The 26,298-nt window shown below is 62.2% G+C and carries 23 protein-coding genes and 1 tRNA gene; 4 read left to right on the top strand and 20 right to left on the bottom strand.

Features of this window, described 5'->3' with window-relative positions; translation table 11 throughout:
• Nucleotides 1–597: 597 nt before the first annotated feature.
• The 8 genes from JFN93_RS23830 to miaB form a co-directional block, all read right to left on the bottom strand.
• Nucleotides 598–672 (bottom strand) — tRNA-Gly (locus tag JFN93_RS23830).
• An 87-nt stretch (nt 673–759) separates the two neighbouring features.
• A complete protein-coding gene (gene flgM, locus JFN93_RS23825) occupies nt 760–1,062 on the bottom strand; it encodes a flagellar biosynthesis anti-sigma factor FlgM (RefSeq protein WP_199386887.1) in 303 nt (100 codons plus the stop codon).
• 98 nt (nt 1,063–1,160) lie between these two features.
• The gene (locus JFN93_RS23820; protein ID WP_199386886.1) at nt 1,161–1,796 is read right to left on the bottom strand and encodes an HAD family hydrolase; all 636 of its coding nucleotides are present in this window, start codon (nt 1,794–1,796) and stop codon (nt 1,161–1,163) included.
• A 218-nt stretch (nt 1,797–2,014) separates the two neighbouring features.
• Complete coding sequence (gene guaA, locus JFN93_RS23815; RefSeq protein WP_199386885.1) at nt 2,015–3,565, bottom strand: glutamine-hydrolyzing GMP synthase; 1,551 nt, start codon at nt 3,563–3,565, stop codon at nt 2,015–2,017.
• 256 nt (nt 3,566–3,821) lie between these two features.
• Nucleotides 3,822–5,291, bottom strand: coding sequence for an IMP dehydrogenase (gene guaB, locus JFN93_RS23810; protein WP_199386884.1), 1,470 nt, complete (start codon nt 5,289–5,291; stop codon nt 3,822–3,824).
• A 433-nt stretch (nt 5,292–5,724) separates the two neighbouring features.
• The gene (locus JFN93_RS23805; RefSeq protein WP_199386883.1) at nt 5,725–6,795 is read right to left on the bottom strand and encodes a M42 family metallopeptidase; all 1,071 of its coding nucleotides are present in this window, start codon (nt 6,793–6,795) and stop codon (nt 5,725–5,727) included.
• Nucleotides 6,796–7,208: 413 nt separating this feature from the next.
• On the bottom strand, nt 7,209–7,712 hold the full coding sequence (locus JFN93_RS23800) for a bifunctional nuclease family protein (RefSeq protein ID WP_199386882.1): 504 nt from the start codon (nt 7,710–7,712) through the stop codon (nt 7,209–7,211).
• Between the two features lie 20 nt (nt 7,713–7,732).
• Complete coding sequence (gene miaB, locus JFN93_RS23795; RefSeq protein WP_199386881.1) at nt 7,733–9,055, bottom strand: tRNA (N6-isopentenyl adenosine(37)-C2)-methylthiotransferase MiaB; 1,323 nt, start codon at nt 9,053–9,055, stop codon at nt 7,733–7,735.
• Nucleotides 9,056–9,348: 293 nt separating this feature from the next.
• Here miaB and JFN93_RS23790 point away from each other — a divergent pair, with 293 nt between their 5' ends.
• From JFN93_RS23790 to JFN93_RS23780, 3 genes are all read left to right on the top strand, one after another.
• Nucleotides 9,349–11,067, top strand: coding sequence for a DUF3373 family protein (locus JFN93_RS23790; protein WP_199386880.1), 1,719 nt, complete (start codon nt 9,349–9,351; stop codon nt 11,065–11,067).
• Nucleotides 11,068–11,255: 188 nt separating this feature from the next.
• Nucleotides 11,256–11,582, top strand: coding sequence for a hypothetical protein (locus JFN93_RS23785; protein WP_199386879.1), 327 nt, complete (start codon nt 11,256–11,258; stop codon nt 11,580–11,582).
• 145 nt (nt 11,583–11,727) lie between these two features.
• A complete protein-coding gene (locus JFN93_RS23780) occupies nt 11,728–13,113 on the top strand; it encodes a cytochrome C (protein WP_199386878.1) in 1,386 nt (461 codons plus the stop codon).
• Nucleotides 13,114–13,242: 129 nt separating this feature from the next.
• Here JFN93_RS23780 and JFN93_RS23775 read toward each other — a convergent pair whose 3' ends face one another.
• Both JFN93_RS23775 and JFN93_RS23770 read right to left on the bottom strand, forming a co-directional pair.
• Entirely contained in the window at nt 13,243–13,431 is a 189-nt protein-coding gene (locus JFN93_RS23775; RefSeq protein ID WP_199386877.1) for an FmdB family zinc ribbon protein, read from the bottom strand.
• 55 nt (nt 13,432–13,486) lie between these two features.
• Complete coding sequence (locus JFN93_RS23770; protein WP_199386876.1) at nt 13,487–14,101, bottom strand: class I SAM-dependent DNA methyltransferase; 615 nt, start codon at nt 14,099–14,101, stop codon at nt 13,487–13,489.
• Between the two features lie 459 nt (nt 14,102–14,560).
• Between JFN93_RS23770 and rpsT the strand changes: the two genes are divergently transcribed.
• Nucleotides 14,561–14,827: a 30S ribosomal protein S20 gene (gene rpsT / locus JFN93_RS23765; RefSeq protein WP_199386875.1), complete on the top strand. Its 267-nt coding sequence runs from the start codon at nt 14,561–14,563 to the stop codon at nt 14,825–14,827.
• A 449-nt stretch (nt 14,828–15,276) separates the two neighbouring features.
• Here rpsT and holA read toward each other — a convergent pair whose 3' ends face one another.
• From holA to JFN93_RS23715, 10 genes are all read right to left on the bottom strand, one after another.
• Nucleotides 15,277–16,281, bottom strand: a complete 1,005-nt coding sequence (gene holA / locus JFN93_RS23760; protein ID WP_199386874.1) for a DNA polymerase III subunit delta — start codon at nt 16,279–16,281, stop codon at nt 15,277–15,279.
• Nucleotides 16,282–16,522: 241 nt separating this feature from the next.
• The gene (gene lptE, locus JFN93_RS23755) at nt 16,523–17,077 is read right to left on the bottom strand and encodes an LPS assembly lipoprotein LptE (protein ID WP_199386873.1); all 555 of its coding nucleotides are present in this window, start codon (nt 17,075–17,077) and stop codon (nt 16,523–16,525) included.
• Between the two features lie 162 nt (nt 17,078–17,239).
• Nucleotides 17,240–19,717: a leucine--tRNA ligase gene (gene leuS / locus JFN93_RS23750; RefSeq protein ID WP_199386872.1), complete on the bottom strand. Its 2,478-nt coding sequence runs from the start codon at nt 19,715–19,717 to the stop codon at nt 17,240–17,242.
• 129 nt (nt 19,718–19,846) lie between these two features.
• Nucleotides 19,847–20,227, bottom strand: coding sequence for a response regulator (locus JFN93_RS23745; RefSeq protein ID WP_199386871.1), 381 nt, complete (start codon nt 20,225–20,227; stop codon nt 19,847–19,849).
• Nucleotides 20,228–20,417: 190 nt separating this feature from the next.
• Nucleotides 20,418–21,425, bottom strand: a complete 1,008-nt coding sequence (gene cheB / locus JFN93_RS23740; RefSeq protein WP_407931902.1) for a chemotaxis-specific protein-glutamate methyltransferase CheB — start codon at nt 21,423–21,425, stop codon at nt 20,418–20,420.
• A gap of 89 nt (nt 21,426–21,514) precedes the next feature.
• On the bottom strand, nt 21,515–22,366 hold the full coding sequence (locus JFN93_RS23735; RefSeq protein ID WP_407931901.1) for a CheR family methyltransferase: 852 nt from the start codon (nt 22,364–22,366) through the stop codon (nt 21,515–21,517).
• 2 nt (nt 22,367–22,368) lie between these two features.
• Nucleotides 22,369–24,354: a HEAT repeat domain-containing protein gene (locus JFN93_RS23730; RefSeq protein WP_328754570.1), complete on the bottom strand. Its 1,986-nt coding sequence runs from the start codon at nt 24,352–24,354 to the stop codon at nt 22,369–22,371.
• Nucleotides 24,355–24,412: 58 nt separating this feature from the next.
• Nucleotides 24,413–24,916 carry a chemotaxis protein CheW gene (locus JFN93_RS23725; RefSeq protein ID WP_199386868.1) on the bottom strand — a complete coding sequence of 168 codons (504 nt, stop codon included), beginning with the start codon at nt 24,914–24,916 and terminating at the stop codon, nt 24,413–24,415.
• A 4-nt stretch (nt 24,917–24,920) separates the two neighbouring features.
• The gene (locus JFN93_RS23720) at nt 24,921–25,298 is read right to left on the bottom strand and encodes a response regulator transcription factor (RefSeq protein ID WP_199386867.1); all 378 of its coding nucleotides are present in this window, start codon (nt 25,296–25,298) and stop codon (nt 24,921–24,923) included.
• Nucleotides 25,299–25,319: 21 nt separating this feature from the next.
• Nucleotides 25,320–26,279, bottom strand: a complete 960-nt coding sequence (locus JFN93_RS23715; RefSeq protein WP_199386866.1) for a chemotaxis protein CheW — start codon at nt 26,277–26,279, stop codon at nt 25,320–25,322.
• Nucleotides 26,280–26,298 lie beyond the last annotated feature (19 nt).

Below are 26,298 nucleotides of genomic sequence, written 5' to 3'. Positions count from 1 at the left end.
AGGCGCTCCCACAGGGTAAGCACCGCCTTTCCTTGAACTGGGGTCACCCCAGGGGCGCTTCCATCCAGTGCATCCTGTGCATCCCTGTCAAAGTTTCTCGGGCTTTTCCTCTGTGCTCCTCAGTGTCCTCTGCGGTTTGCTTCTGTTAATCGCGACAAGAATGTCGCTCCTACATCTTCGCGCCTGGAAAGGCGCTCCCACAGGGTAAGCACCGCCTTTCCTTGAACTGGGGTCACCCCAGGGGCGCTTCCATCCAAGGCATCCTTGGTATCCCTGTCAGAGTTTCTCAGGCTTTTCCTCTGTGCTCCTCTGTGTCCTCTGCGGTGTTGCTTCTGTTAATCCTTCTGTTAATCGCGACAGGAATGTCGCTCCTACATGTTCGCGCCTGGAAAGGCGCTCCCACAGGGTAAGCGGCTCTTCCTTTTAATGGGGATCTGCCCGCAGGCTCTACCATCCCCTGCATCCTGTTCATCCCTGTTCAGTGTCCCCGGGCTTTCCCTCTGTGTACCTCTGTGTCCTCTGCGGTTTGCTTCTGTTTATCGCGACAGACGCAAAAAGGGCCAAGTTCGTGAGAACCTGGCCCTTCAATGTTTCTTTTGGAGCGGGAAACGGGATTCGAACCCGCGACCTTCAGCTTGGGAAGCTGACACTCTACCACTGAGTTATTCCCGCTCAATGAAGCTCTACTTCTACCTCATCTCCCCCTGCCTTGTCAACGTTTTTTTGGCGCCAGCAAAGGGTTCAGCGGGTATTACCACGTCAATGCCGGGTGCCGCTCCCGGCTATCTTGGAAATCATGGACTCGGCCACGGCTCGTGCCGGTACCTGGTACTTGCCGGCGGAAACGCTCGCCTTGATCGCCTCGACACGCTGCGCACGGGCAACGTCCTGCTCCCGTGTGTCGACCGAAATCGGCGACATGCCGGAAAGCTGCACTTTGTCCTTGGACTTCGGCTGCTTTGCCGCGGCATCGGTTTGTGCTGCATTGGCAGACTGCTCCGTTTTCGCAGGCAGTGCTTGCGGCAGTACGGTAGCCTGCGCGGTGTATTCCTCAATTTTCATTTTAGAATCGCTCCCGGTTTGGATTAATCGCTAGGTACTGTATCGGCAACGGATTTACAAAACTTTAGGTATTTTTTCAAATATTTTTACAATTTTTATTAATTTAATATCTGCAGCAATTCCGCAAATTTACCCACGACGTATTCGGCGCCGTCGAGCTCGGAGCGGTCTCCGTAGCCGTAGCTGCAGCCGATGGTGACCACTCCCGCCCCGCTGCCGGCGGCGATGTCGTTGATGCTGTCGCCGATCATCGCCGCGTCGCGGGGTGCCACCTGGTACTGCTTGAGCAGCGCAAGGATCGGTTCGGGCGACGGCTTGCGCCACGGGAAGGAATCCGCTCCGTAGATCGCGGAAACCAGGCCGGACATGCCGAGGGTGTCGAGCACCTGCCGGCACAGCGCCACGTTCTTGTTGGAGAGGACGCAGCAGGTGTAGCCTTTCTCGCCCAACTTCTGCAGCGTCTCGGCGACGCCGGGATAGGCGCGGGTCTCGTCGGCGATGTGGGCCAGGTTGAAATCGAGAAAGAGCTGCAGAGCCTGGTCGACTTCCTCCGGCGTCGCGCCGGAAAGGGCCCGCTCGACCAGCCGGCGCGCCCCCTGCCCTACCAGCTTGCGGACTTCGTCCACGGCCAGCTTCGGCCGGGAGAAGTGCTCCAGCATTTGGTTGGTCGCGTTGGCGAGGTCGGCCAGGGAGTCGATCAGGGTGCCGTCGAGGTCGAAGATGAGAAGTCGCATCAGGGAATCCTGTTCAACGTTCAACGTTCAACGTTCAACGTTTTTAGTTCAGAGTTCAGAGTTCGGAGTTCGGAGTTCAGAGTTCGGAGTTCAGCTATGGGAGGTAAGAGCACGAAAACCCCATCCTCACCCCGCCCCTCCCCTTGAAGGAGAGGGAGAATGGAGGCGAAGACGGGGTTTCCGTTGTCCATTATCAATTGTCCATTGTCAATTGACGTCTATTCCCACTCGATGGTTGCCGGCGGTTTCTGGCTGATGTCGTAGACCACGCGGTTCACGCCTTTTACTTCGTTGATGATCCGGGAGGAAATACTGCCCAGGATCTCATAGGGAAGCTTGACCCAGTCGGCGGTCATGCCGTCGATGGAGTTCACGGCGCGCAGGGCGCAGGTGTATTCGTAGGTACGGGCATCGCCCATGACGCCGACGGTCTTCACCGGCAAAAGCACGGCGAAGGACTGCCAGATCTCGCGGTAGAGCCCGGCCTTGCGGATCTCTTCGATGACGATGGCGTCGGCCTCGCGCAGGATGTCGAGCTTCTCCTTGGAGAGCTCCCCGATGCAGCGGATGGCGAGACCGGGGCCCGGGAACGGCTGGCGGTAGACGACTTCGTCGGGCATGCCGAGTTCCTTGCCCAAAAGCCGCACTTCGTCCTTGAAGAGCTCGCGCACCGGTTCGAGGAGCTTCAGGTTCATCTTCTCGGGGAGCCCGCCGACGTTGTGGTGGCTCTTGATGACCGCGGAGGGGCCCTTGGTGGAGACGGACTCGATCACGTCGGGGTACAGGGTCCCCTGGGCGAGGTAGTCGACCTGCCCCAGCTTCTTGGCTTCTTCCTCGAAGAGGTAGATGAATTCGTTGCCGATGATCTTGCGCTTGCGCTCCGGGTCGGAGATGCCGGAGAGCTTGTCCAGGAAGCGGTCGGTCGCGTCGACGTGGTGCAGGTTGATCTTGAAGTGCTTGGTGAAGAGGTTCACCACCTTGTCGGCCTCGCCCTTGCGCAAAAGACCGTTGTTCACGAAGACGCAGTGGAGCTGGTCGCCGATGGCGCGGTGGATCAGGACCGCGACGACGGCGGAGTCGACCCCGCCGGAGAGGGCGCAGAGCACTTTGCCGTTGCCGACCTTCTCGCGGATCGAGGCGGTCTCGGTCTCGATGAAGTTGGCCATGGTCCAGGTCGGGACGCAGCCGCAGATGTTGAAGACGAAGTTGCCGATCATCTCGTCGCCGCGCGGGGTGTGCACCACCTCGGGGTGGAACTGAAGGCCATAGAAGCGGCGCTTCTCGTCCTTCATGGCGGCGGTCGGGCAGCCGGTGGTATGGGCCATGAGGGCGAAGCCTTCCGGCATCAGTTCGATCCGGTCGCCGTGGGACATCCAGACTTCGACGTCACCGGTGAAACTGGCGAAGATCTCGCTGGCACCGTCGAGTTCCAGGGTGGCGCGGCCGAACTCGCGCTTGTCGCAGCGCTCGACGCGGCCGCCGAGCTGCTGGGTCATCAGCTGCATGCCGTAGCAGATGCCCAGGACGGGCACGCCGAGATCGTAGATGCCGAGATCGGAGTGCGGGGCGTCCTTGTCGTAGACGCTGGAGGGGCCGCCGGAGAGGATGATCCCTTTCGGGGCGAACTCCTTGATCTTCTCCAGGGCCATGTTGTAGGGGTGGATCTCGCAGTAGACGCTCTGCTCCCGGACCCGGCGCGCGATCAGCTGGGTTACCTGGGAACCGAAATCGAGGATCAGCACCTTCTCGGAATGGATATCGACAGTCATGTTATTCCTCTTTGTGTGTGCATCCCCCCTTTGGCAAAGGGGGAAGGCTGGTCCGCCGAAGCTCCAGCGAAGACGGAGGGAATTTGCCTTATGTAGGTCTGAGGACCCCATCCTCACCCTGTCCCTCCCCTTGAAAGGGAGGGGACGCTGAAAGAGACGGGGGTGCTTTAATACGGCCTTTTTCGCTACCGGTATTGGAATCAAATAAAGGGGGACTGGCACCTGCGGAGCCAGTCCCCTTCTTCATTTCGTTGGTCTACTTCTCGACGCGGTAGTTCGGGGCTTCTTTGGTGATCATGACGTCGTGGACGTGGGATTCCTTGAGGCCGGCGCCGGTGATCCGCACGAAGCGGCCGTTTTGCTGCAGCTCCTCGATGGTCCGGCTCCCGGTGTAGCCCATGCCGGCACGCAGGCCGCCGATCAGCTGGTGCACGTTGGCGGAAAGCGGTCCGCGCAGCGGGACCATCCCTTCGATCCCTTCGGGGACGAGCTTGATCTCGCTCTCGACGTCGCTTTGGAAGTAGCGGTCCTTGCTCCCCTCTTTCATGGCGCCGATGGAGCCCATGCCGCGGTAGCCCTTGTAGGCGCGACCCTGGTAGAGGATGGTGTCGCCCGGGGACTCTTCGGTCCCGGCGAAGAGGGAGCCGACCATGATGACGTCGGCACCGGCGGCAACCGCCTTGGTGATGTCGCCGGAGTACTTGATCCCGCCGTCGGCGATGAGGGGCACGCCGTATTTCTTGGCGATCCGGGAGCACTCGGCGATGGCGGTGATCTGCGGGACGCCGATACCGGCCACGACGCGCGTGGTGCAGATGGAGCCCGGTCCGATGCCGACCTTGATGGTATCGACCCCGGCCTTGATGAGCGCCTCGGCGGCGTCGGCGGTGGCGATGTTGCCGGCGATGAGCTCAAGGCTCGGGAAGGTCGCCTTGATCCGGACGATGGCGTCGAGAACGCCCTGGGAGTGGCCGTGGGCGGTATCGACGACGATGACGTCGACGCCGGCTTTCATCAGGGCGTCGATGCGGGCGTCCACGTCGGCGGTCGGGCCGACCGCGGCGCCGACGCGCAGACGGCCCAGGGCGTCCTTGCAGGCGTTGGGATATTTCTTGATCTTCTCGATGTCCTTGATGGTGATGAGACCCCGGAGGTTCTTGTCGTCATCGACCACGAGGAGTTTCTCGACGCGGGTGTGCTTGAGGTGCTCCTTCGCCTGGTCCAGGGTGGTCCCGACCGGAACGGTGACCAGGTTGCGCTTGGTCATGCGGTCGGAGATGGGGAGATCGAGGTTGGTTTCGAAACGGAGGTCGCGGTTGGTGAGGATGCCGACCAGCTTGCCGTTGGGTTTGGTGATGGGGACCCCGGAGATGCGGTACTTCGCCATCAGCTCGAGGGCTTCGCGGATGCGCTGGTTGGGGCGCATGGTGATCGGGTCGACGATCATCCCCGATTCGCTCTTCTTCACCTTGTCGACCTCCATCGCCTGCTCGGCGATGGTGAGGTTCTTGTGGATGAAGCCGAGGCCGCCTTCCCGCGCCATGCAGATCGCCGCCCTCGCCTCGGTAACGGTGTCCATGGCCGCACTCACAAGCGGTATGTTCAACTGGATGTTCTTGGTGAGCCGGGTGGAAAGTTCTACGTCGCGGGGGAGGATGAGAGAGTGAGCGGGGAGGAGCAAGACATCATCGAATGTAAGACCTTCTGGGATGTTGCTTTCCAACATGGGGAACTCCTTTTGTTTGGAACGGCGCGGGATATTAACCGAGCAATATAGTCCAAGGAGACGGCAAGGTCAAATAAAAACGTCTAAATTATAACCAGTTGTGTTTACCGGATAAGTATCGGGAATATGGTTGAAAGAGTTGTCGGGGCGGTTGCTGCCCGGGCAATGGCATTAGAGGTGTCACACATACAACACTTGAAGTGTCGGAAAAATCTTAGAAGCAAATCCCCCCCTGCCCCCCTTCGCAAAGGGGGGAGTTCAAGGACCTTTCTCAAGACCCCCTTCGCTTAGATTGCTCTGGAGGCAAATCCCCCCCAGCCCCCCTTTTTCAAAGGGGGGAGTCTGCGGACTTGGAAGTCCCCCATTGAGAAGGGGATTTACGGGGATTTGCCTTTGCCTGTGCCTCAACGACGAAAGGGTCTGCCTTCAATGGTTATTGCGGGATGAAGGCGTTTTTGTCGGTGATCCGGGCGAGCGTCGCGACGATGAGCTTCACGCAGTTCTCCAGGTCGGCGAGCTCCAGGGTCTCGACCGGGGTATGCATGTAACGAAGCGGGATCTTCACCAGTGCGGTGGCCACGCCGCCGCGGGAGATCTGCATCACGTTGGCGTCGGTGCCGGTGGCACGCGGGATGCCGGTGTACTGGACCGGGATGTGGTCCGTTTCGGCGGCGCCGCTCAGCAGATCGAAGAGGACCGGGTTGATGTTGGCGCCGCGCGGCAGGATCGGCCCCTTGCCGAGCCCGACCTCGCCGTTGTGCTTCTTGTCCACGTCGGGCTGGTCGGTGGCGAAATCCACTTCCACGCAGATCCCGACGTCGGGCTTGATCGAGTAGCAGCTCGTGGTGCCGCCGCGCAGACCGACTTCCTCCTGCACCGAGGAGACGCCGTAGAGATCGACGGCAAGCGGCTGGGCAAGCGCCGCGACCTCGCGCAGCACTTCGGCGACCACGAAACTCCCCGCCTTGTCGTCGAAACCGCGCGAGGTGACCCGATCGCCGTGCAGCCGCTCAAAACCGACCGCAAAGGTGATCGCATCGCCGACGCGGATCAGGGAGAGGGCTTCGGCCTTGTCCTTGGCCCCGATGTCGATGTACTGCGCCTCCAGCTTGATGACGTTGTCGCGCTCCTTGGGCTCGATGAGGTGGATCGGCTTCTTGCCGACGACACCTTTCACCGGACCATGGGCGGCCTGGACGTTGACCCGCATGCCGGGGGTGATGTGGGGATCGACCCCGCCGATGGAGCCGAAAAAGATGAAGCCGTTGTCGTCGACGTAGCGGACCTGCAGGCCGATCTCGTCGGAGTGGCCGACCAGCATGACCCGGGGGAGGTTGTCACCGGCGCCGGGAATGAACCCGAAGACGTTGCCCATGACGTCGCTCGTGACCTGGGCGAAGGGAGCGATGTAGGAACGGAAAATGCGCTGGGCCGGCTGCTCGTATCCGGAAGGGCTCGGCGCTTGAAGAAGCTGCTGCAGGAATTCGATGGATGCTTCTCTCATGGGGGTTCACTCTCCTTGTCAGTCGATTCGGTACCAAAGTGATCAGATCGGTTGATCAGCCAAAATCTTTATCCCCTACCTTACGATGAAAGGAGGTTGGTTGACAATGGGGTTCGTGGCATGGAGCAAGGAGCAGTTGCAACCGTCTCTTCTCGCTCAATGCCTCATGCCCAAGGTCCACCTTGGGAACGCAAAAACGATCCAAGCTCCAGCTTGGTAAAGGAGGCCTTTGTGAAGCGGGAGCTTCCTGAATGGACTACGTTCCCAAGCTGGAGCTTGGGAACGAGAGAGTGCAGGAACTTGGGAACGAGAGATTGCTGGAACTTGGAAACAAGATGGCTTGGATCGAAAGATGAGGAAGGTGCTGATGGCGGCGTGGTCAATTGCCAAGTATCCATGGTCAATTGAATTGCCTACATCGGGTATTTGTTCATCGAGGACGGGTCGAGCTGGTCGAGGAAGTCGACGAAGCGGCGGGCGTTGTTCTCGTCGGCGAAGCTGTCTTCGCTCATGTCGAGCTGGGACACCTGCGACAAGAGGTCGGGATTCACCAGGACCGGCTTGCGGTACTTAAGCGATAAGAGCATCGCCTCGCTTACGTGGACTTCGAGGCGCAGCTCGTCCCCTCCCGCGGGCTGGACCCGTACCGAGGTGGTGAAGACGCCGTCCTGAACGCTTTCGAGGTAGATCCCGGCCACGGTCATCTGCAGCCGCTCCAAAAGGGCGGTGAAGACGTCCTTGCGCCCGTTGCGGCCGGCGGCTTCGCGCCCGATGAATTCTGCGGCGAAGGAGATCGACTCGGCGGCGCCGATCCAGACCGGAACGGTCTGTTCACCGTCGGCGTCTTTGAGGATCACCACCGGCATCTGCGCGATCGGATCGAGCGCAAACCCGTAGACTTTCATCTCGATGTACATGCCAGTCTCCTCCCTCTGACTCAATGGAGCACCTCGCCTTTGAGCAGGGTCTGCAAACCTTCCACGATCCGCACCGGAATCACCTTTCCCGCCAGGGAAGGAGCGCCATCCAAAAGCGTGCCGCGGTTCCCCCCGGTCCTCCCGAAGAGACAGTCACCGGTACTGCTCGCCCCCTCCACCAGCACCTGCTGCACGGTGCCGACCAGGGAGCGGTTCAGCTCCAGGGTGGAACGTTTCTGTTTCTGCTGGAGCCGGTCCAGCCGCTGCTGCTTCACCGCGTATTCGGTACTGTCCTCCAGCTCCGCCGCCTGGGTGCCGGGGCGGGGCGAGTAGACGAAGGAGAAGAGATCGGCATAGCCGACCTCGTCGAGCAGGGTGAGGGTCTCCGCAAACGCAGCCTCGTCCTCGCCGGGGAAGCCGACGATGATGTCACCGGTGATCTGGATCTCCGGGCAGGCCTGTTTGAGCAGCGCAACCTTGCGAAGATACTCGGTCCTCGTGTAGCCGCGGTTCATCGCCTTGAGGATGCGATCGCTCCCGGACTGGGCCGGGAGATGGATATGCGGGGCAAGCTTATTAATTTGACTAAAGCAATATACTAATGTGTCCGATAAGTCTTTTGGATGCGACGTGGTAAAGCGAATCCGCTCGATCCCGTCAACCTCGGCGACCATCCGGAGCAGCCCGGGGAAGTCCGGTTCGTCGGCGCCACCGCGGCCGTAGGAGTTCACGTTCTGGCCCAGGAGGGTCACCTCGGTGACACCGGCCGCCGCCAGGGCGCGGATCTCCTCGACGATCTTCGCGGCGCTGCGGCTGATCTCCCGGCCGCGCACGTGCGGCACGATGCAGTAGGAGCAGAAGTTGTCGCACCCCTGCATGACGGTGACGAAGCGGGTCACGCCCGCCTCGACGTCGGTTGCCGGGAAGAGGTCGAACCTTTTTTCGTCGTCGATGAAGTCGGTCTCGATGCGCCGCTCGCCGCGCTCGGCGCCGCTCACCATCTCCTGGAGGAGATGGATGTTGTGGGTGCCGAAGACCAGGTTCACGAAGGGGGCCTTCTGCAAAAGCCGCTCCCCTTCCTGCTGGGCGACGCACCCCCCTACCCCGATGATGAGCCGCGGGTTGCGGGACTTGATCGACTTGAACTTCCCGAGGTGGCCGTAGACGCGCTGCTCGGCCTTCGCCCGGATGCTGCAGGTATTTAAGAGAATGAGGTCCGCCTGACGGGGATCCTCGGTCCGGCCGTAACCGATCCCCTTCATCAGGGCGACTATCTTCTCTGAATCACTGACATTCATCTGGCACCCGAAGGTTTCCAGATACAACATTTTTTCCTGTTTCACGTGTAGTTCCCATTACCGAAATTGCTGAATAGTACGCAAGTTCGCGCCTTCCCGTCAACAGATTTAAACGCCGTACTCCCCCTGCCGCACGATGGCGTAACGCAAACGAAACACTGTTTTATATATTTCTTCATATATATGAAAAATGTGCTTGACACTAAAATCCAACATTCTATATATTCGACACAACCAAACCTTTGTTTAACTAATTAAAACTCCCTAATCGACTGCAGCGAGGGGGGAGGCAGGGCGCCAGTGCGCCGGGCGCCGATCAACACTCGAGGAGGAGTTAGATGAACACAGTAGCGAAGAGACTTGTGTTGGGGGCAGCGATTGCCACCCTCGCCGCACCTGCGTACGCCCAGGCGGACGACCAGGCCCTGCAATTGAAGGTCGATGAACTGAGCAAGAAGGTGCAGCAGCTCGAGGAGAAGTCGCAGAACCAGCAGAAGGAACTGACCCGGAAGGTCGAAAAGCTCGAAGACAAGTCGCTCAGCAAGTGGCTCACCATCGGCGGCGACTACCGGTTCCGCTTCGACAGCCTCCGGGGGCAGACCGCTGCGTTCACCGACGCAATGGGAACCTTCAACAACGCCGCGGCGCAGCTTCAGGGCGCCTTCTTTGCCGACCCGACCAACCCGATAAATGCGGCGATGCTCAGCGGCCTGATGAACTTCTCCAACCAGATGCAGAACACGAACACCCTGTCCGGCGCCCGCAACTTCCTGGGCCAGGCCTCGACCCAGCAGATGATCGGCGGGCTGGGGAATTTCGCCAAGCAGGTTCCCTCCTACCGCCCCAACAACGACTCCCTCTACACCAACCGCCTCGGTCTTGACCTGCACGCCAAGGCGACCAAGGACGTTACCGTCAACGTAAGGCTCCTCGCCTATAAGGTCTTCGGTGCCCAGGACGACAGCGCCATCACCAACAACGGCTCCGCCCCCTTCTTTGCCGACCGCACCGGCGTCTTCGACGGCACCCTCGGCCACGTCCCCTCCTCGAGCCTGCTCGACGTGGACCGCGCCTACGCCACCTGGTCCAACATCGGCGACCAGCCGGTCTGGTTCTCGGTCGGGCGTCGCCCCTCCACCAACGGCGCGCCGAGCAACCTGCGCCTGAACAACCCGCGTCCGGGTAACGGCGGCACCCCGGCCCTCCTGGTCGACTACGCCTTCGACGGCATGACCCTCGGCTACGCTCCGGACATCGATGCCCTCCCCGGCGCCTACGCGAAGGTCTGCTACGGCCGCGGCTTTGAGAGCGGCTTCGAGAACCCGGCCAACAGCCTGAACGACACCGACATGCTCGGCATCGCCGTGATCCCGATCGACACCGACCCGCTGCGCGTCTGGCTGCAGTGGAACCGCGGCTTCAGCATCTTCGACTTCCCGACCATGCAGAACACCGCCTTCGGCAACACCGCTCCCAAGGTCAACCTGGGCGACATCGACTGGTACGGCGCCGGCGCCATGAGCACCATCAAGAACGTCGGCCCCGGCAAGCTCAACTTCTTCGGCGATGCCGGCTTGAGCGTCACCCACCCGAACAACAACGTCTCCGGCCAGGCCGGCTTCCAGGGCCTGATGACCGGCCGCTTCCTGCAGCCGGAAGCCCCGACCGACAAGACCGGCTGGGCCGCCTACGTCGGCGCCCGCTACGACTACGAGCCTTCCCGCACCAAGGTCGGCCTCGAGTACAACCACGGCTCCAAGAACTGGATCACCTTCGCCCCGTCCGCCGATGACATGTGGACCTCCAAGCTCGGGACCCGCGGCGACGTCTACGAGGCGTACCTGATCCAGGAACTCAACCTGAAGCCGATCTCCTCCTACCTCGCCACCGCCTTCTTCCGGCTCGGCTACCAGTACTACAGCTTCGACTACACCGGCAGCAACAACTGGGTTGGCGCACCGGTCAAGATCTCCGAGGTCAAATCGACCGACATGATGCTCCTCACCCCGCTCAAGTACGCCCAGGACATCTACCTGACCTTCGAGGTGAAGTTCTAGAAACCGGGGTCGGGGATCCGGGATCTGGGGTCGGGAAAACCGGCTATCCCAGGATCGCTGACCACGACAGATCGACTCATTTCCCAGCCGGCCACCCCCTCTTCTGGGGTTGAGGTGGTGGCCGGCTCGAACAAGCGGGCTGACGAGCCCGGGTTGGTCCTCCCGGACCGGCCCAGAAGGAGAAAGTCATGAAGGCAGTCGTATCATTTCTCGTGGTAGCAGCCATCGTCGCGGTGTCGGTGTTCGGTTTCACCAAAGGGGCCCAGGCGGACGAAATCAAGATGGTCGGCGTCATCACCAAGATCGAGATCGAAGGTGCCAGCGCCAAGACGGCCACGGCAACCCTCAAGGACAACAAGACCGAACAGCTCGTTGTCATCACCGTCAACGACGATCTGACCTTGGACAAGTTCAAGGACCACCGCATCGTCGAAGGTGACGAGATCCGTTGCAAGTACGAAGTCATCGACGGCAAGAACATCAGCAGGTTTTTCCGCAAAACCGCCGGCTGTTGACCCGATAAAAGAAGGCGCTGCAATCTGTTGATTCCAGCGCCTCTTTTTGGCCCGATTTCATCCAATTATTCATATGTTTAACCACCCGGCCGGCATCCGGTGGGCGGAGACCGGCCGGGCAACGAACCACTGCGGAGGAGCACAGATGAAGAAGAGGACTGCGGCAGCTGCAATGTTTACCGTCGCCATTTTGGCGACTGCGGCGTACGCCGCCCATCCCGGCGCGGACTACATCAAGGAGAACGGTTACAAGGGGCCGGAAACCTGCGAGGAGTGCCACCCCGGCAAGGCCAAGGCGTTTTTGGACACGGTGCACTGGAAGCACGCTTCCAAGGTGACCAACGTGGACGGGCTCGATCCCAAGAAAGAGTACGGGATGCAGAACCGTATCTACGTCATGTGCAACGGCAACGACATCGTCAACAACCTGAAGGAAATCCCCAAGAACCCCGAAACCGGCAAGACCAAGTTCTCCGGCTGCAACACCTGCCATCCCGGCGACCACCTCAACGACGTCGGGAGCAAGGGTGCCGAGGCGGAAAAGGCGATCGACTGCCTGGTCTGCCACTCCACCGCGTACGACTTCCGCAAGAGAAAGCCGATGAAGGACGACAAGGGGCGCGTGGTCATGGGGCAGGACCGCTCCAAGGAAGCGGCGCTCGCCATCGGCAAGCCGACCGCGAAGAACTGCATGGTCTGCCACGAGGCGGCCGGCGGCGGGGTCATCGTGAAGCGCGGCTTCTCCTTCACCAAGGAAACCGACGCCCATGCCGCCAAGGGAATGGTCTGCGTCGACTGCCACAAGGCGAAAGACCACAAGATCCCGACCGGGACCGACCCGAACAACTGGGCTAACGACGGCGTCCGGCTCTCCTGCGCCGACGTCTCCTGCCACGGCGCGAGCCCGCACAAAGATGCCGACCTGAACCGCCACACCGCCAAGGTCGCCTGCCAGACCTGCCACATTCCGCGTACCGGCGGCGCTTTTGCCAAGGACTTCACCGTCTGGGCCCAGAACCCGGACAAGTTCTACGAGCCGACCACGCTGAAACTGGAGGCCAACGAATCGAGCCCGGTCTATGCCTGGTACAACGGCACCGTCGCCAACACCCCGCACTTCATCGGCCCCAAGGGGAGCAAAAAGGACGGCAAGAGCAAGATCTATCCCTTCAAGATCTTCCAGGGGAAAGCGTTCTATAACAAGAAGACCGGAGAGCTCCTCTCCATGGACTTCGCACCGCCCATGGCAAACGGCAACACCCGCGCCGGCGTGGAATCGGCCGCCCGCACCCTGGGGATGAAAAACCCGGAGCAGGTCGCCAAGGAAGCGGTTCCGGGGTGGCAAACCATCTACTTTGCCAGCAGCCACCTGGTCACCAAGACCCGGGCGCTTTCCTGCGCCAACTGCCACGCCCCCAACGGCGTGCTGAACTTCAAGGAGCTTGGTTACAGCGACAAGGAAGTGGTGAAGCTGACCAGCCCGGAGCTGTTCTTCAACAAGGTAGCCGCGAAGATGAAGGAAGATTGGTAGGAAACGGAGAGATTACTTGCTGGGGATGAAGTTGGGGGCGCGATGTGCGCCCCCTTTTTTTGTGGTGCGACCGCCGAGATGACGGTCGCGGCAGGGTTGGACGACGCCGACCGGCGCCGATCAGACCCTTCAACCACCGCCCGGGGCGCAGGAATGGGACGACGCTCCGCCGCCGGAACCGGTGGCGAAGGAGGAGAGCTCCTTCTTCACGTCGTCGGACCCGCAATGCGGGCAGATGACCTCGGCTGCGTCCTGGGACTTCTGCACCTTTTCAAAACGGTGCTCGCATCTGCGGCAGCTGTACTCGAATATCGGCATGGGAACCTCCAGGTACCTGTGGCATGTTTTGAGCCGTCAGGGGCTCGTTGGCTGGTTACTTACTTCCGAAGGCGAGCAAGACCGGGTAGCTGCGCTCCCCTTTCTCCACTACGGCCGCCGTGACTACGCCTATCTCGGACAGACCGGCTCTCTGGAAAGTTCCGGGGAAGAACTCGCGTTCGAAGCCATTGTGCTCGACGACGGTGTCGGCGTGAAAACTGCCGTCTTCCTTTTCCAGATCGGCCAGGGCCAGCCAACCGCCGGGGTTGAGGCTGGCGACGAGACTTTGAACCAGTCCCTCGACGTCCTTTACATGGTGCATCGTCATGCTGCTTACGATCAAGTCGTATTTGCCGGGAATCGCTTCCTGGTGCTCGAGATCGATGTGCAGGGTGGTGACGTTATCGATCCCACGCTCGGCGACTTTGGCGTCCAGGACATCGAGCATCCCTTGCGAGCTGTCCGCGCCGGTGATCCGGCTGACGAAGCCGTGGAGCCCGAGGGTGACCAGGCCGCTGCCGCAGCCATAGTCGAGTGCCGTCATGCCGGCGGTGAGGGGAAGCCGGCTGGTAATGGCGGCCACGACCTCCTGGGCCAGCTTCAGGCGGCGCGGCTCATTGTCCCAGGTGGCTGCGGCGGCGTCGAAATCGCGTTTACCCTTATTTTCCATTGCGGTGCCTTTCTTAGGTTGAGGATTTTGGTGCGCGTTCCGGGCGATGACTCACCCTCTTGAGCGACATCCGAGTATACAATTCAATAATTCAAATTTCAATATATTACACAAAGAATCCATCTTCCGGTGCCGCGACGTCATCCCGTAGGACCTGGTTAGCTTGTGGGCGCGCCATTCCCGGCTCCATCAACCGCACCCGGCGTCACGTTACCGCCTTCGGCGGATCGCGCCTGGAAAGGCCCTCCCACAGTAAATACACGCCTCGCGCTCCCACAGTACATACGCCCCACGGTCAGTGTCGGCCGCCCCTCCTCTCTTTTCAAACCCGCCCTTCGGCTCCGTGAATAAGTTGGCAAATCTATGCAACATTTCTGCTTGACATTGCGCATTGCCAAATGGTATAAATCCTACTTTCCGAAATCAAAGCGCATTGCGTAAAAATATTGGAGGTGTGGTTTGGCAAATCATAAATCGGCGCTCAAGAGGATCAGGCAGACGGAGAAGAGAACGGATCGCAATCGGCACGTCCGCTCCACCCTGCGTACCTTCATCAAGCGGGTCCGCGAGGCTGTCGCTGCTAAGGATCAGGCTGCTGCAACCGCGGCTCTGGCTCAGGCGATCCCGGTGATCGATTCTGCGGCGACCAAAGGGGTTATCCACTCCTCCAACGCCTCCAGGAACGTCTCCCGCCTCACCAAACTGGTTAATACTCTCTCCGCATAAGGCGAGACGCATACTAGTAACAAGGAAGGGAATCCGGCAACGGATTCCCTTTTCTGCGTTGGCTTTGGATTTGCTGCATCCCCTCTCCTCCGGGAGAGGGTTAGGCCCCGCGCGGAATCGCGACAGGAATGTCGCTCCTACAGGTTTAACCGCCTGGCACGATCTGCCGAAGGCGGTGATGCAGGGCTCCGTGATTATGGTTGCGTTATTCGCGCCTGGAAAGGCGCTCCCACAGGGTAATCCCTTGCAACAAAAAAGGGGCGAATCCCTTTGTGGATACGCCCTCTCCTGCCGTGATCAGGGTTGCGGTTATTCGCGCCTGGAAAGGCGCTCCCACAGGGTAATCCCTCGCTACTTAAAGCGGGCGGATCCCCTTGAGGAGGCGCACCAAGCCCTCGTCGAACGTCGAACGTCGAACGTCGAACGTCGAACGTCGAACGCCGGGCGGTTCACCGCCCGGACCGCCCCGCAGTGCAGACCTCGGTCACGAACCGCTCGAACAGGACCTCGGAACGCCCCCCGGACTTGAAGGCCAGGTCCAGTTCCAGCATCTTCTCGAAGATCACCCTCAGCTCGCCCACCGTGTAGTTTCTCGCCTGATCGGTCACCTTCTTCAAAAAGTACGGGTTGATCCCCGTTGCCTTACCCAATTCGGACGACGGCACCCGCCGATCCAAAAGTTCCCGCACCTGCCACAGTTGCCGGAAATGGCGCGCCACCGCGCCCAGCATCCGAATCGGGACCTCGCCGTCGCGAAACAGCGAGGTGAGCATCCGCAGCGCCTTGGCCAGGTCCTTCCCGCCGATGGCATCGGTGAACTCGAAGACGCTCTCCACCTTGGTGTCGGAAACGATCGCCCGGACGTCGTCCATCCCGATCACTTCCTTGTTCCCGCAGTAGATGCAGAGTTTCTCGACCTGGGAGGCGAGCTCCTGGAGGTTGGTCCCGACCAGGATGCCGAGCAGGTCCGCTGCGGAGGGATCGATCCTTTTTCCCGCGGCACGTATTTCGTCGCGGATGTAGGGGCCGAGTTGGTTCTCGTAGGGGCGCTTGAATTCGACCGCCTCGCCGCGCTTTTTGAAGTCCAGGAAGAACTTCTTGCGTCCGTCGATCTTCTCCGCCTGCAGGATGAGGCAGGTCGACGGCGCGGGGTCCTGGAGGTAGGGAAGGAGGATTTCCTGGGCAGCGGCGTTCAGTTCACCCGCTTTCTTCACCAGGATCACCCGGCGGTCGGCGAACATCGGCAAGGTCTGGGCGGCGCTGAAGACCTCGTCCCCCTTGCATTCGTTGCCATAGAAGACGTTCAGGTTGAAGTCGCGGAAACCGGGGTCGACGACGCGGTCCAACAGCCGCTTCACCGCACGCTCCACGAGATACGGCTCGTCCCCATACAAAAGATAAAGGGGGCCGAGCTCCCCCTTTTCCACGAATCTGTTGAATTCTTCAGGCTTCATTGCAAAGACCTTTGTAGTGAAGCTGGTGCTTCATGGATGGTTGCTTTCCAAGGTGGACCAGGGGAAGGGAATAAAGGGCACCCAAACCTCAAAGGCAAATCCCCCCCAGCCCCCCTTTTGTCAAAGGGGGGAGTTATGGGGTTTACCTGCTCATTGCTGTTTGAGCATTACTCTTTGCTCTAAGACCACTGACCACTGACGATTGACCAATAGCCATGGTCCATTGTCCATCGATCATTGATCAAAACCGTTCCCCGGCCTTGGTCCAGATGTCTTCGGCGATCCGGCGGCAGATGCGCTCCACGGCGGCCGACTCGGCGTTTTGCTGCAGCGGGATGGTGCCGGCATTCTGCTGCACCGGGGTGGCGGTCGTCGTGGCGTTCTGGGGCGGGATGTTCGCCGGATAGACCTGGGTCTCGGTCACCTCTCCCTTCCAGAGAACTTTCTGCGAGGTACGCTGGCGCAGGGTGGCTTCAACCTTGAGCGATGCCTGGTATTCACGGATGACGTCGTTGGCAGTGTAGGAGACCGGGATGGTTGCGTAGGAAAGGATCACCCCGACGAGTTCCAGGTCGGCCTTGTCTCCGGGGAGGACCTTCCCACCGGAGCGCTGGGCGAATTCATCCACGATCTGCCTGCCAAGGACCCCTTCGACGCCAGAACGGTAGCTCCGGTTGACGAACAGGATCACGTTGACGCCGTTGGCCCCTTGCAGGAAGTCGCGGTCGCCGACGACATGATAACCGCAACCGGAAAGAACAAGGACGGCAAGGAGTATCAGGAGGAGCTTGGACATAATGAATTCTCGGGGCCGGTGGTCCGGGATCTGGAGTCAGGGGAGCCGCACACGGATAACACCTCGAAAAGACGGATCAAGGGACCTTTTCCGGGAAAACCCCGCAAGGGGTTGTCCGTGAGAATCCGTCCTTGAGAGGTTCTATCCGTGTGCGGTTTGTTTTCAGGCGACGACGATGTTCACGAGCTTGCCGGCGACGTAGATCACTTTCTTCACCGATTTACCTTCCAGGAACGGCTGGACCTTTTCATCGGCCAGGGCCTGAGCCTTGACCTCTTCCTCGGCGGCGGAGGGGGAGACGTTCAGCTTGCTTCTGAGCTTGCCGTTCACCTGGACGACCACGGTGATTTCCTCGTCAACGGTCGCCTCGGCATCGAAACCGGGCCAGCCGGACGCCTCGACGGCGCCTTTTTCGCCGACCGCGGTCCAGAGTTCCTCGGTGAAGTGCGGCACGAACGGGGCCAGCAGGCGGATCACCGAGAGGACGGCCTCGCGCACGACGGCCACATTTCCCGGCGCGCTCTTCGGCTCAAAGGCCTGGATCGCGTTCACGAGCTCCATTACCGCCGCGATGGCGGTGTTGAAGTGGAAGCGCCCGTCGATGTCCTCGGTGACCTTGCGGATGGTCTTGTGCACCGCACGGCGCAGCCCCTTCCCTTCGGAGGTGAGCTTGGCCGGATCCACTGCACCGGCACCGGTGATGAACGGCAGCGCCTCGAATACCAGGCGCCAGACGCGGTTTAAGAAGCGGTAGCTCCCGTCCACCCCCTGGTCGCTCCAGTCGAGGTCTTTCTCGGGGGGCGCGGCGAAGAGAGAGAACAGACGCGCGGTGTCGGCGCCGTAACGCTCGATGAGGGCGTTCGGGTCGACCACGTTCCCCTTGGACTTGCTCATCTTGGCGCCGTCCTTGATCACCATCCCCTGGGTGAGGAGGTTGGAGAACGGCTCCTCCACGTTGCAGTAACCGAGGTCGCGCAGCACCTTGGTGAAGAACCGGGCGTAGAGCAGGTGCAAAACGGCATGCTCGATGCCGCCGATGTACTGGTCGACCGGCATCCAGGCTTCCACCTGCTTTTTGTCCAGCGGCCCCTCGTTGTATTTCGGGGAGCAGTAGCGGAGGAAGTACCAGGAGGACTGCACGAAGGTGTCCATGGTGTCGGTCTCGCGCCGCGCGGCGCCGCCGCAGACCGGGCAGGTGCAGTTGACGAAGCTCGTCACCTTGGCCAGCGGGTTCCCCCCCTCGCCGGTGAACTCAACGTCCATCGGAAGCACGACCGGAAGCTGATCCTTGGGCACCGGCACCACGCCGCAGGTGGGGCAGTTGATCATCGGGATCGGGTTCCCCCAGTAACGCTGCCGGGAAACGCCCCAGTCGCGCAGGCGGAAGTTGACGGTCTTGCGGCCGATCCCTTCCTTCTCGAGGAAGTCGGCGATCGCCTCCTTGGCGTCACCGCTCTTCATCCCGTCGAAAGATCCGGAGCTCACCATGATCCCTTCGACGGTGAAGGCCTCGGTCATGGTCGCCGGATCGAGGGTCTCCCCTTCCGGCACGATGACCACCTTGAGCGGCAGATCGTATTTCTTGGCGAACTCGAAGTCGCGCTGGTCGTGGGTCGGAACCGCCATGACCGCACCGGTGCCGTACTCCATGAGGACGAAGTTGGCGAGGAAGATCGGCATCTTCACCTTGGTGAGCGGGTTGATGCAGTAGGCACCGGTGAAGACCCCTTCCTTCTCCTGGTCCTCGGCGCCGCGCTTGAGTTTGTCGCTCTTCTTCACCTTGTCGATGAATGCCTCGACCTGCGGGCGCTGCGCGTCGGTGGCGAGCTGGAGCGCCATCGGGTGCTCCGGGGCAAGCGACATGAAGGTGGCGCCGTAAAGGGTATCCTGGCGGGTGGTGAAGACCGTGATCTTGGAAGAGCCGTCTTCCAGCGGGAACTCGACCTCGCAGCCGACGCTGCGCCCGATCCAGTTGCGCTGCATGGTGAGGACGCGCTCCGGCCAGCCGTTGGTCAGCTTGTAGGTGTCATCGAGAAGCTCCTGCGCGTAGGCGGTGATCCGGAACGACCACTGTTCCAGCTCCTTTTGCACCACCTCGGAGTCGCAGCGCCAGCAGGCGCCGTCTTCGACCTGCTCGTTGGCGAGCACCGTCTGGCATTTGGGGCACCAGTTGACCGGGGAGACCTTCTTGTAGGCGAGACCTTTCTCGTACATTTCGAGGAAGATCTGCTGCTCCCACTTGTAATAGTCGAGGTCGCAGGTGGCGAGTTCGCGGTCCCAGTCGTAGGAAAGGCCTAGGCGCTTCAGCTGGCCGCGCATGTAGTCGATGTTCTCGTAGGTCCATTTCGCCGGATGGCTCTTGTTCTGGATCGCCGCGTTTTCCGCCGGCATCCCGAACGCGTCCCACCCCATCGGGTGCAGGACGTTGAAGCCGCGCATCCGTTTGAAGCGGGCGATGACGTCACCGATCGAGTAGTTGCGGACGTGACCCATGTGGATCCGACCCGAGGGATAGGGAAACATCTCGAGGAGGTAGTACTTCTCGCGCTGCGCGTCCTCGACCGCCTTGAAGCTCTTGTTCGTTTCCCAGAACCCCTGCCACTTTTCCTCGACCTGTTTAGGGTTGTACCGCTCCTCCATCAAAACCTCCGGAATTCAATGAACAATGAACAATGATCAATGAACGGTACTGCGTTCATATCATTGTTCATCGCTCTTATTCTTATTTTGTTACTACCTGAAGTATCTATTACGGCTTTTGATCGTTGATCATTGTTCGACGTTGAGCAACCGGCGCGCCACCTCGTAGACCTTGGAGGGCTGCATCGGCTTGGTGATGTAATCGTTGGCCCCCAGCGCCAGGGCGCGCTCCCGGTCCTCCTGGGCGGCCTCGGTGGTGATGACGATGATCGGGACGTTGGCATAGCCGGGGTCGCTGCGGATCAGGCTCACCAGCTTCAGGCCGTCCATCACGGGCATGTTGATGTCGGTGAGGATCAGGTCGAACCGCTCCATCGAGAGCTTTTTCAGCCCTTCCATCCCGTCGGACGCCTCCACGAGACGGGCGCCGCGGATGCGGTTCAGGGCGAAGGAAATCAGCTGCCTCATGGTCAGCGAGTCTTCGACGATCAGGATTCGATAAGTCGACATCCGGCTTTATCCCTCCGGGTTGTTACGTCACCTCGGTACATTGATAGCATCGCAAAATATGGCCCGGTACGGCCATCTTTTTCTGTGGGAGCGGACAACGGGGGATTCGCGCCAGGAATGGCGCTCCCACCGGCGCGAGCTCCGGAATCCAGAGTTCCCGCATCCCGTGTTCCGGCAAGGGGGCAACCCATTACCCGAACCGCGGGGCGAGCCCGCAGCGCAGCACGATCTCGCGCGGCATCTGGTCCAGGGTCACCACCTTGTCCACCATCCCGGTCAGGATCGCCTCGCGCGGCATCCCGAAGACCACGCAGGATTCCTCCGACTCGGCGAGGACCTGCGCTCCGGCCCGCTTGGCCTGCACGACCCCTTCCGCCCCGTCGTTTCCCATCCCGGTCAGGACCACCGCCAGCAGCCGGTTCTTCCAGATGCGCGCCGCGCTGGCGAACATCACGTCCACGCTGGGGACGTAGCGCTCCTTGTCGGTCGGGTCGACCACCTGGGCGACCACCTTGCCGTCCGCCTCGACGAAGGTGAGGTTCTTCCCCCCCGGAGCGATCAGCGCCCGTCCCGGGACCACCGCGTCGCCGTCGCGCGCCTCCCACACCTCGAAACCGGAGCTCCGGTTGAGCCGGTCCGCGAAGGTCCTGGTGAAACCGCCCGGCATGTGCTGCGAGATGACCATGGCAAACGGGGGCACCTGTTTGAACGAGGCGAAGATGTCCTGCAGCGCGGGAGGCCCGCCGGTGGAAGAGCCGATGGCAACCACGTCGATGGTGGTGGAGGCCGGGCGCGGCGCCGGCTGCGAAACGGGCACTTCCTCCACCCGGGGGGGCTCCAGGCGCTTGTGCAGCACCTGGGCGATGTTCAGCTTGAAGACCGCCTGGACCTTCTCGTGCAGGTCTTCCTGGATGTTGAGCAGATCCTCGGAGGCGACCCCGGTCGGCTTGGTGATGAAATCGACCGCGCCGAGTTCGAGCGCCTTGAAAACCTTTTCGTCGCCGCGGGTCGAGCTGATGACGATGACCGGAACCGGGGAGCTCGCCATCAGGATGCGCAGCATGGTGAAGCCGTCCATCCGGGGCATTTCCAGGTCGAGGGTGACCAGGTCCGGGGCGAGGTCGATCACCCGGCGGATTCCCTCCTCGCCGTTGGTCGCATACCCCACCACCTGGACCTCCGGGATCGCTTCCAGCATCCTGGTGATGGCCCGCCGGCTGTAGGCGGAATCGTCGACAACTACTACACGTACCGTCTTCTTCAAATTCAATCCCCTCGGCTCTTCTGCTACAGGGCCACCGTCTTCTGGTAGACCATGTCGTTTTTCAGGTGGCGCAATGCAAAGGCGGTTGAAAGGTTCATCAACGACTCGGAGTGCCCCAGCAGCAGGTATCCGCCGGAGCTGAGCGTGTGGTAGAAGGAGTCGATCAGCCGCTTCTTGGCGTCATTGTCGAAGTAGATGATGACGTTGCGGCAAAAGATTACGTCCATCTTCCCCAGAAGGGCGAGCCGGTTCGCGTCGAACAGGTTCATGTGGCTGATCGAAACCAGCTCGCGGACCTGGTCGGCGATGCGGTACCCGTCGGGGGTCTTCACGAAGTAGCGCTTGAGGTAGTGCTCCTCGGTGGACCGAAACGACGCCTGGCCGTAGACCCCCTTGCGCGCCTGCTGCACCACCCGCTGGCTGATGTCGGAGCCCACGATCTCGACGCGCCACCCGAGGAAGCACCCCATCTCCAGCATCAGCATGGCGATGGTGTAGGGCTCCTCACCGGTGGAGCACCCGGCGCTCCAGATCCGCAAGGTCCGCTCCTTCTCCCTGAGCTTCATCAGGTCCGGAAGGATCTCGTCGGTGTACGCCTTGAGCTGGAACCCCTCGCGGAAGAAGTAGGTCTCGTTGGTGGTGAGGATGTCCATGATGTCGGACAGCTCCTCGTTGCGCTTGGGATGGTACTTGAGGAACTGGTAGTACTCGCGGAAGCTCCCCAGGCTGTGATGGACCAGCCGGCGGTACAGGCGCTTGTCGAGAAGGTATTTACTGTCACTGTCGAAAAAAATCCCGCAGTGATGGTAAATGAGGTCCCGAATGAGACGGAATTCCTCCTCGGTGAGCTGCTGGTCCGGTTCGGTAAAGAACAGCATCAGCCGAGCCTGTCCATGAGCCCTTCGATCTCCCCGCGCACCAGCGGATCGGACTCCCCTTCCCGGGCCTTCTTGAGGTAGGGGAGCGCACGCTCCCCGAGGGTCTCGCCCATGGCGCGCACAAACGAGCTGCGCACCCCCCAGTGCGGATGCCTCAAAAGATCGTCGCGGCACTCGGCGATCCACTCCCCGCCGAAGCGGGCCAGGATCTCGATGGCGGCCTCCACCACTTCCTCGTCACCGTCGGAGAGGGCCTCCTTGACCGGGGTGAGCGCCGCCTCGCCACCGACCGCGGCAAGGGTCTTCAAACCGGCAATGAGGACCGCCCCGCGGCTGTGGGAAACCAGGAGGGCGACCCCGGCAAGGGCGCGGTCGTCCTTGAGATGGGCCAGGCCGCGCAGCGCGGCGATCTGCACCCCGGGATCGGCGTCGTTCAAAGCCAGAAGCAGCGGCTGGAGCGCCTCGTCGCCCCCCAGCTCCCCCAAAGCCGCCGCGGCGGCGACCCGGACCTCGGGTACTTCGTCAACCAGGGCCATCACCAGGTGCTTCACCCCCTGCGGGTCGCGCAGCCGGGACAGCGAGCTGACCGCGGCCTGCCGCACGGTGGCGTCCTCGTCCTTGGCCAAAAGGTAGAGACGGTCGGCGTCCTTGAGCCCGGCCAGAAGGATCGCGGCGTCGCGCCGACGAGCGGCGTGTTCGGAGGTGGCGAGCCCGGCGCAGATGTCGGCCATCGCCTCGGGCTGGGTCGCGGTCAGGCGGTCCAGCGCCTCGCGGGCCGCGGCACGCACCAGCGGATCCCGGTCGCCCAGAAGGCGCGCCATCCGCTTCACCGCGCTCTTCACGTTGAGCTTGCCCAGCGAGAGGAGCGACGCGGCGCGCAGAGAGGGCATCTCGTCTTTCAGCCCCTCGATCAGGCGCTCAACCCCGGGGGCGTACTGCAGCTCGCCGGTGAGATACGCGATGAAGGCGCGCTCGTCGGGGGTGGCCGAGGGGAAGTAATCCCACAGCTCGGGAAGGACGGCAACCCCGATGCCGCGGAAGGCCTGGACGCAGCCGGCACGCAGCCGCTCGTGGCGGGAAAGCGCGACCAGCGGCATCGCCGCCCGCGGATCGCCGATGATCCCCAAAAGCGCCACCAGCGACTCGAGCGCGGGGAACTCGGCGCACCCCAGGCTGCGCAGGATCCCGTCCAAAAGGTGGGTGCCGTTCAGCGCGCGCAGCGAGGTCTCGATGGAGGCACGGGTGGCCGCGTCGCTGCGGTTGCGCAGCCGCATCACGGCAACGGCGGCGGCCTCCCGGGCGGAACGGGCCCGTTCCTGGATCCCGTCGAGCAGGATGGGGAAGGCCTCCATCCCGCCGACCGCGCCGAGACAGTCGTAGATGGCGCGGCGCAAGAGGGTCTCGCCCATGAGGGGCGCGATGGTCGGGAGCGGCACCGGCGCGCCGATCGCCGCCAGGGCGTCGAGCACGGTGAAGCGGAACCAGACGTCACCCTCGGAGAGGGCCCCCAAAAGCGCCGGGAGCGCCTGAGGGTCGCCGATCTTGCCGAGGTTTTCGACCGCGCCGCTGCGCACGTTGGGGTCGGGATCGTCCATCGCCTGGATCAAAAGCGGCACGCAGTCGGAGGAGCCGATGCTCCCCAGGATGTCGATCACGAACTTGCGCAGGTCGTGGTCGTAGTCGTTGAGATGGCGGCAAAGCGGCTTGACCGCGACCGATCCCAGGCCGACCAGCGACTCCACCGCCGCGTTGCGCTTGCCGGCGTTGTCGTGGCAGCGCAAAAGGGAGATCAGCCCCTCGACCACGTCGGGGGAAGGCACCCCGGAGCCGAGCAGCACGGCAACGGCCTCCTTGCGGACGCGCCAGCTCTGGTCCCCCATGGCGCCGAAAACGAGTTCCGCGGTCTCCTCGAGGGGGTGCCCCGCGAGCGAGACGACGGCGAGCCGGCGGACTTCCTCATCCGGCGAGCGGAGTTCCCTTTGTATTTCCTCAAGAAGTTTCAGAGGCTCGCCCTCCTGGCATTGAAATGTAAAGCGCGCTCGTTCATGCCTCGGCGCCGCGCAAAGGCGGCGGCAGCGGCACCGAGGAGATATCCTCCAGGGATGCCTGTTCCGAGAAGGTGAGCAGGGAGTCGATGTTCAAGAGCATCACCGGCACCTCCTGCACCAGGCAGAGCCCGACCAGGAACTCTCCCCCCACCACCCGCACTCCCCGCGGCGGCGGCTTGATCTCCTTGACCGGGACGCTGATCATCTCGGTCACCTCGTCCACGACGAGCCCCAGCGGCTGCCCCCCCACGGAGATGATCAAGAGCCGGGCGTTCTCCCGCGAGGCGGCCGGGGGGAGCCCGAAACGCTTGCGCAGGTCGACCACCGGGATCACCATGCCGCGCAGGTTGATCACCCCTTCGACGAAGGGGAGCGCCCGCGGCAGCGGGGAGAGGCGCGGCAGGCGCAGGATCTCCTTGATCCGCATGATGTCCACCGCGTAGAGCCCCTCTTCCATCTTCAGGCAGGCGACCTGTATCTCCTGGATCTGGTCTTTCATCTGGTCACGACTCCCCGCCGATCAGCCCCTCGATGACCTGCAGCACCTTCACCGCCTTGAACGGCTTGGTGAGGTAGGCGTCGGCGCCGGCCGTGCGCCCCCGCTCCAGGTCGGGCCCGCTCTTCTTCGCGCTCAGGATCACCACCGGGATGCCGGCGCTGGCCGGGTCGTCCTTGATGGCCCGGCAGATGTCGAAGCCGTCCATCCCCGGGAGCATCACGTCGAGGATCACCAGGTCGGGCGGGCTCTTCCGGATCAGGTCCAACGCGCTCGCGCCGTCGGAGACGCCGGTGACCCGGTACCCCCTCGTGGTGAAGAGGATGGTTTCCAGTTTGAGGAGGCTCTCCTCGTCCTCCACCAGGAGGATCCTGTTCTTTTTCATCAATTGCTGCCTCCGCCCGCGCTACCCGAGGGTGACGTCGAGCACCTTTGCCATGTCGAGGAGGATGAGCATCTTGCCGTGGACCCGGCCGATTCCCTCCACGAATTCCCGGTCGATCCCCTCAAGGACCACCGGCGGCGGCTCGATCCCCTGGAGGGGGACCCGGACCACCTGAACCACTTCATCGACGAGGACGCCGCAAAAGCCGCCCTCGCGCTTCACCACCACGATCCGCTCCCGCTCGGCGGGGGTGCCGGCGGTAAGCCCCAGGCGCAGGCGCATGTCGAAGACCGGAATGATCACCCCGCGCAGGGAAAGGATCCCGCGCACGAAGCCGGGGACCCGCGGCACCTCGGTCACCTCGCGCGGCCGCACGATCTCCTTGATGTCCAGGATGTCGATCGCGTAGACCTCGTCGGCCACCCGGAAGCAGAGGAGCTCCAGCGAGGCGACCTCTTCCACCACCACCTGGGCCTCGCGCTCCTCGGCCTCGGCGAGCTCCCTCCCCTTCAGGATCACCGCCAGCGGGTCGAAGAGCTCCTCCGGGGCGAGCGGGCCGGGAGGGGTTGGGGCGGCGACGATGGCCGGGAAGGTGGTTACCGGAACCGTCTCGGCGACCGGAGCGGTGGGTGCCGCGGCAGCGGCCGGGACCGGCGCGGCGGCGACTGCCGGCGTCACCTCCGGCGGCTCCGGCAGGTCGTCCCAGGCGAAAGCGGCGACGCTCGCCGAAAGGGCGCCCCCGATCGGGGACAAGGGGGGCTCGCTCGAGGCCTCCAGCGGATCGGGAAACTCCAGGGCGCAGTCGGGCAGCTCCGGCTCGGGCAGCGGCGCGGCGAGCTCGTCCAGGGCGGCGACGCCGAGACCGGCCGGCAGCGGCGCCACCTCGGGCAGGCGCGGCGGGGTCGGCACCGGGACCGGGAGGGTTCCCTCCTGGCGCTTTTGCGTCTGCTGCGCCTTCTTTCTGATATCAGCGAGGTTCATGCATTCCCTTGGCTCACCT

Source organism: Geomesophilobacter sediminis (assembly GCF_016458275.1).
Lineage (GTDB): Bacteria > Desulfobacterota > Desulfuromonadia > Geobacterales > Geobacteraceae > Geomesophilobacter > Geomesophilobacter sediminis.
The sequence above is the reverse complement of the archived record's forward strand: the minus strand, read 5'-3'. Positions and strand labels throughout refer to the sequence as shown.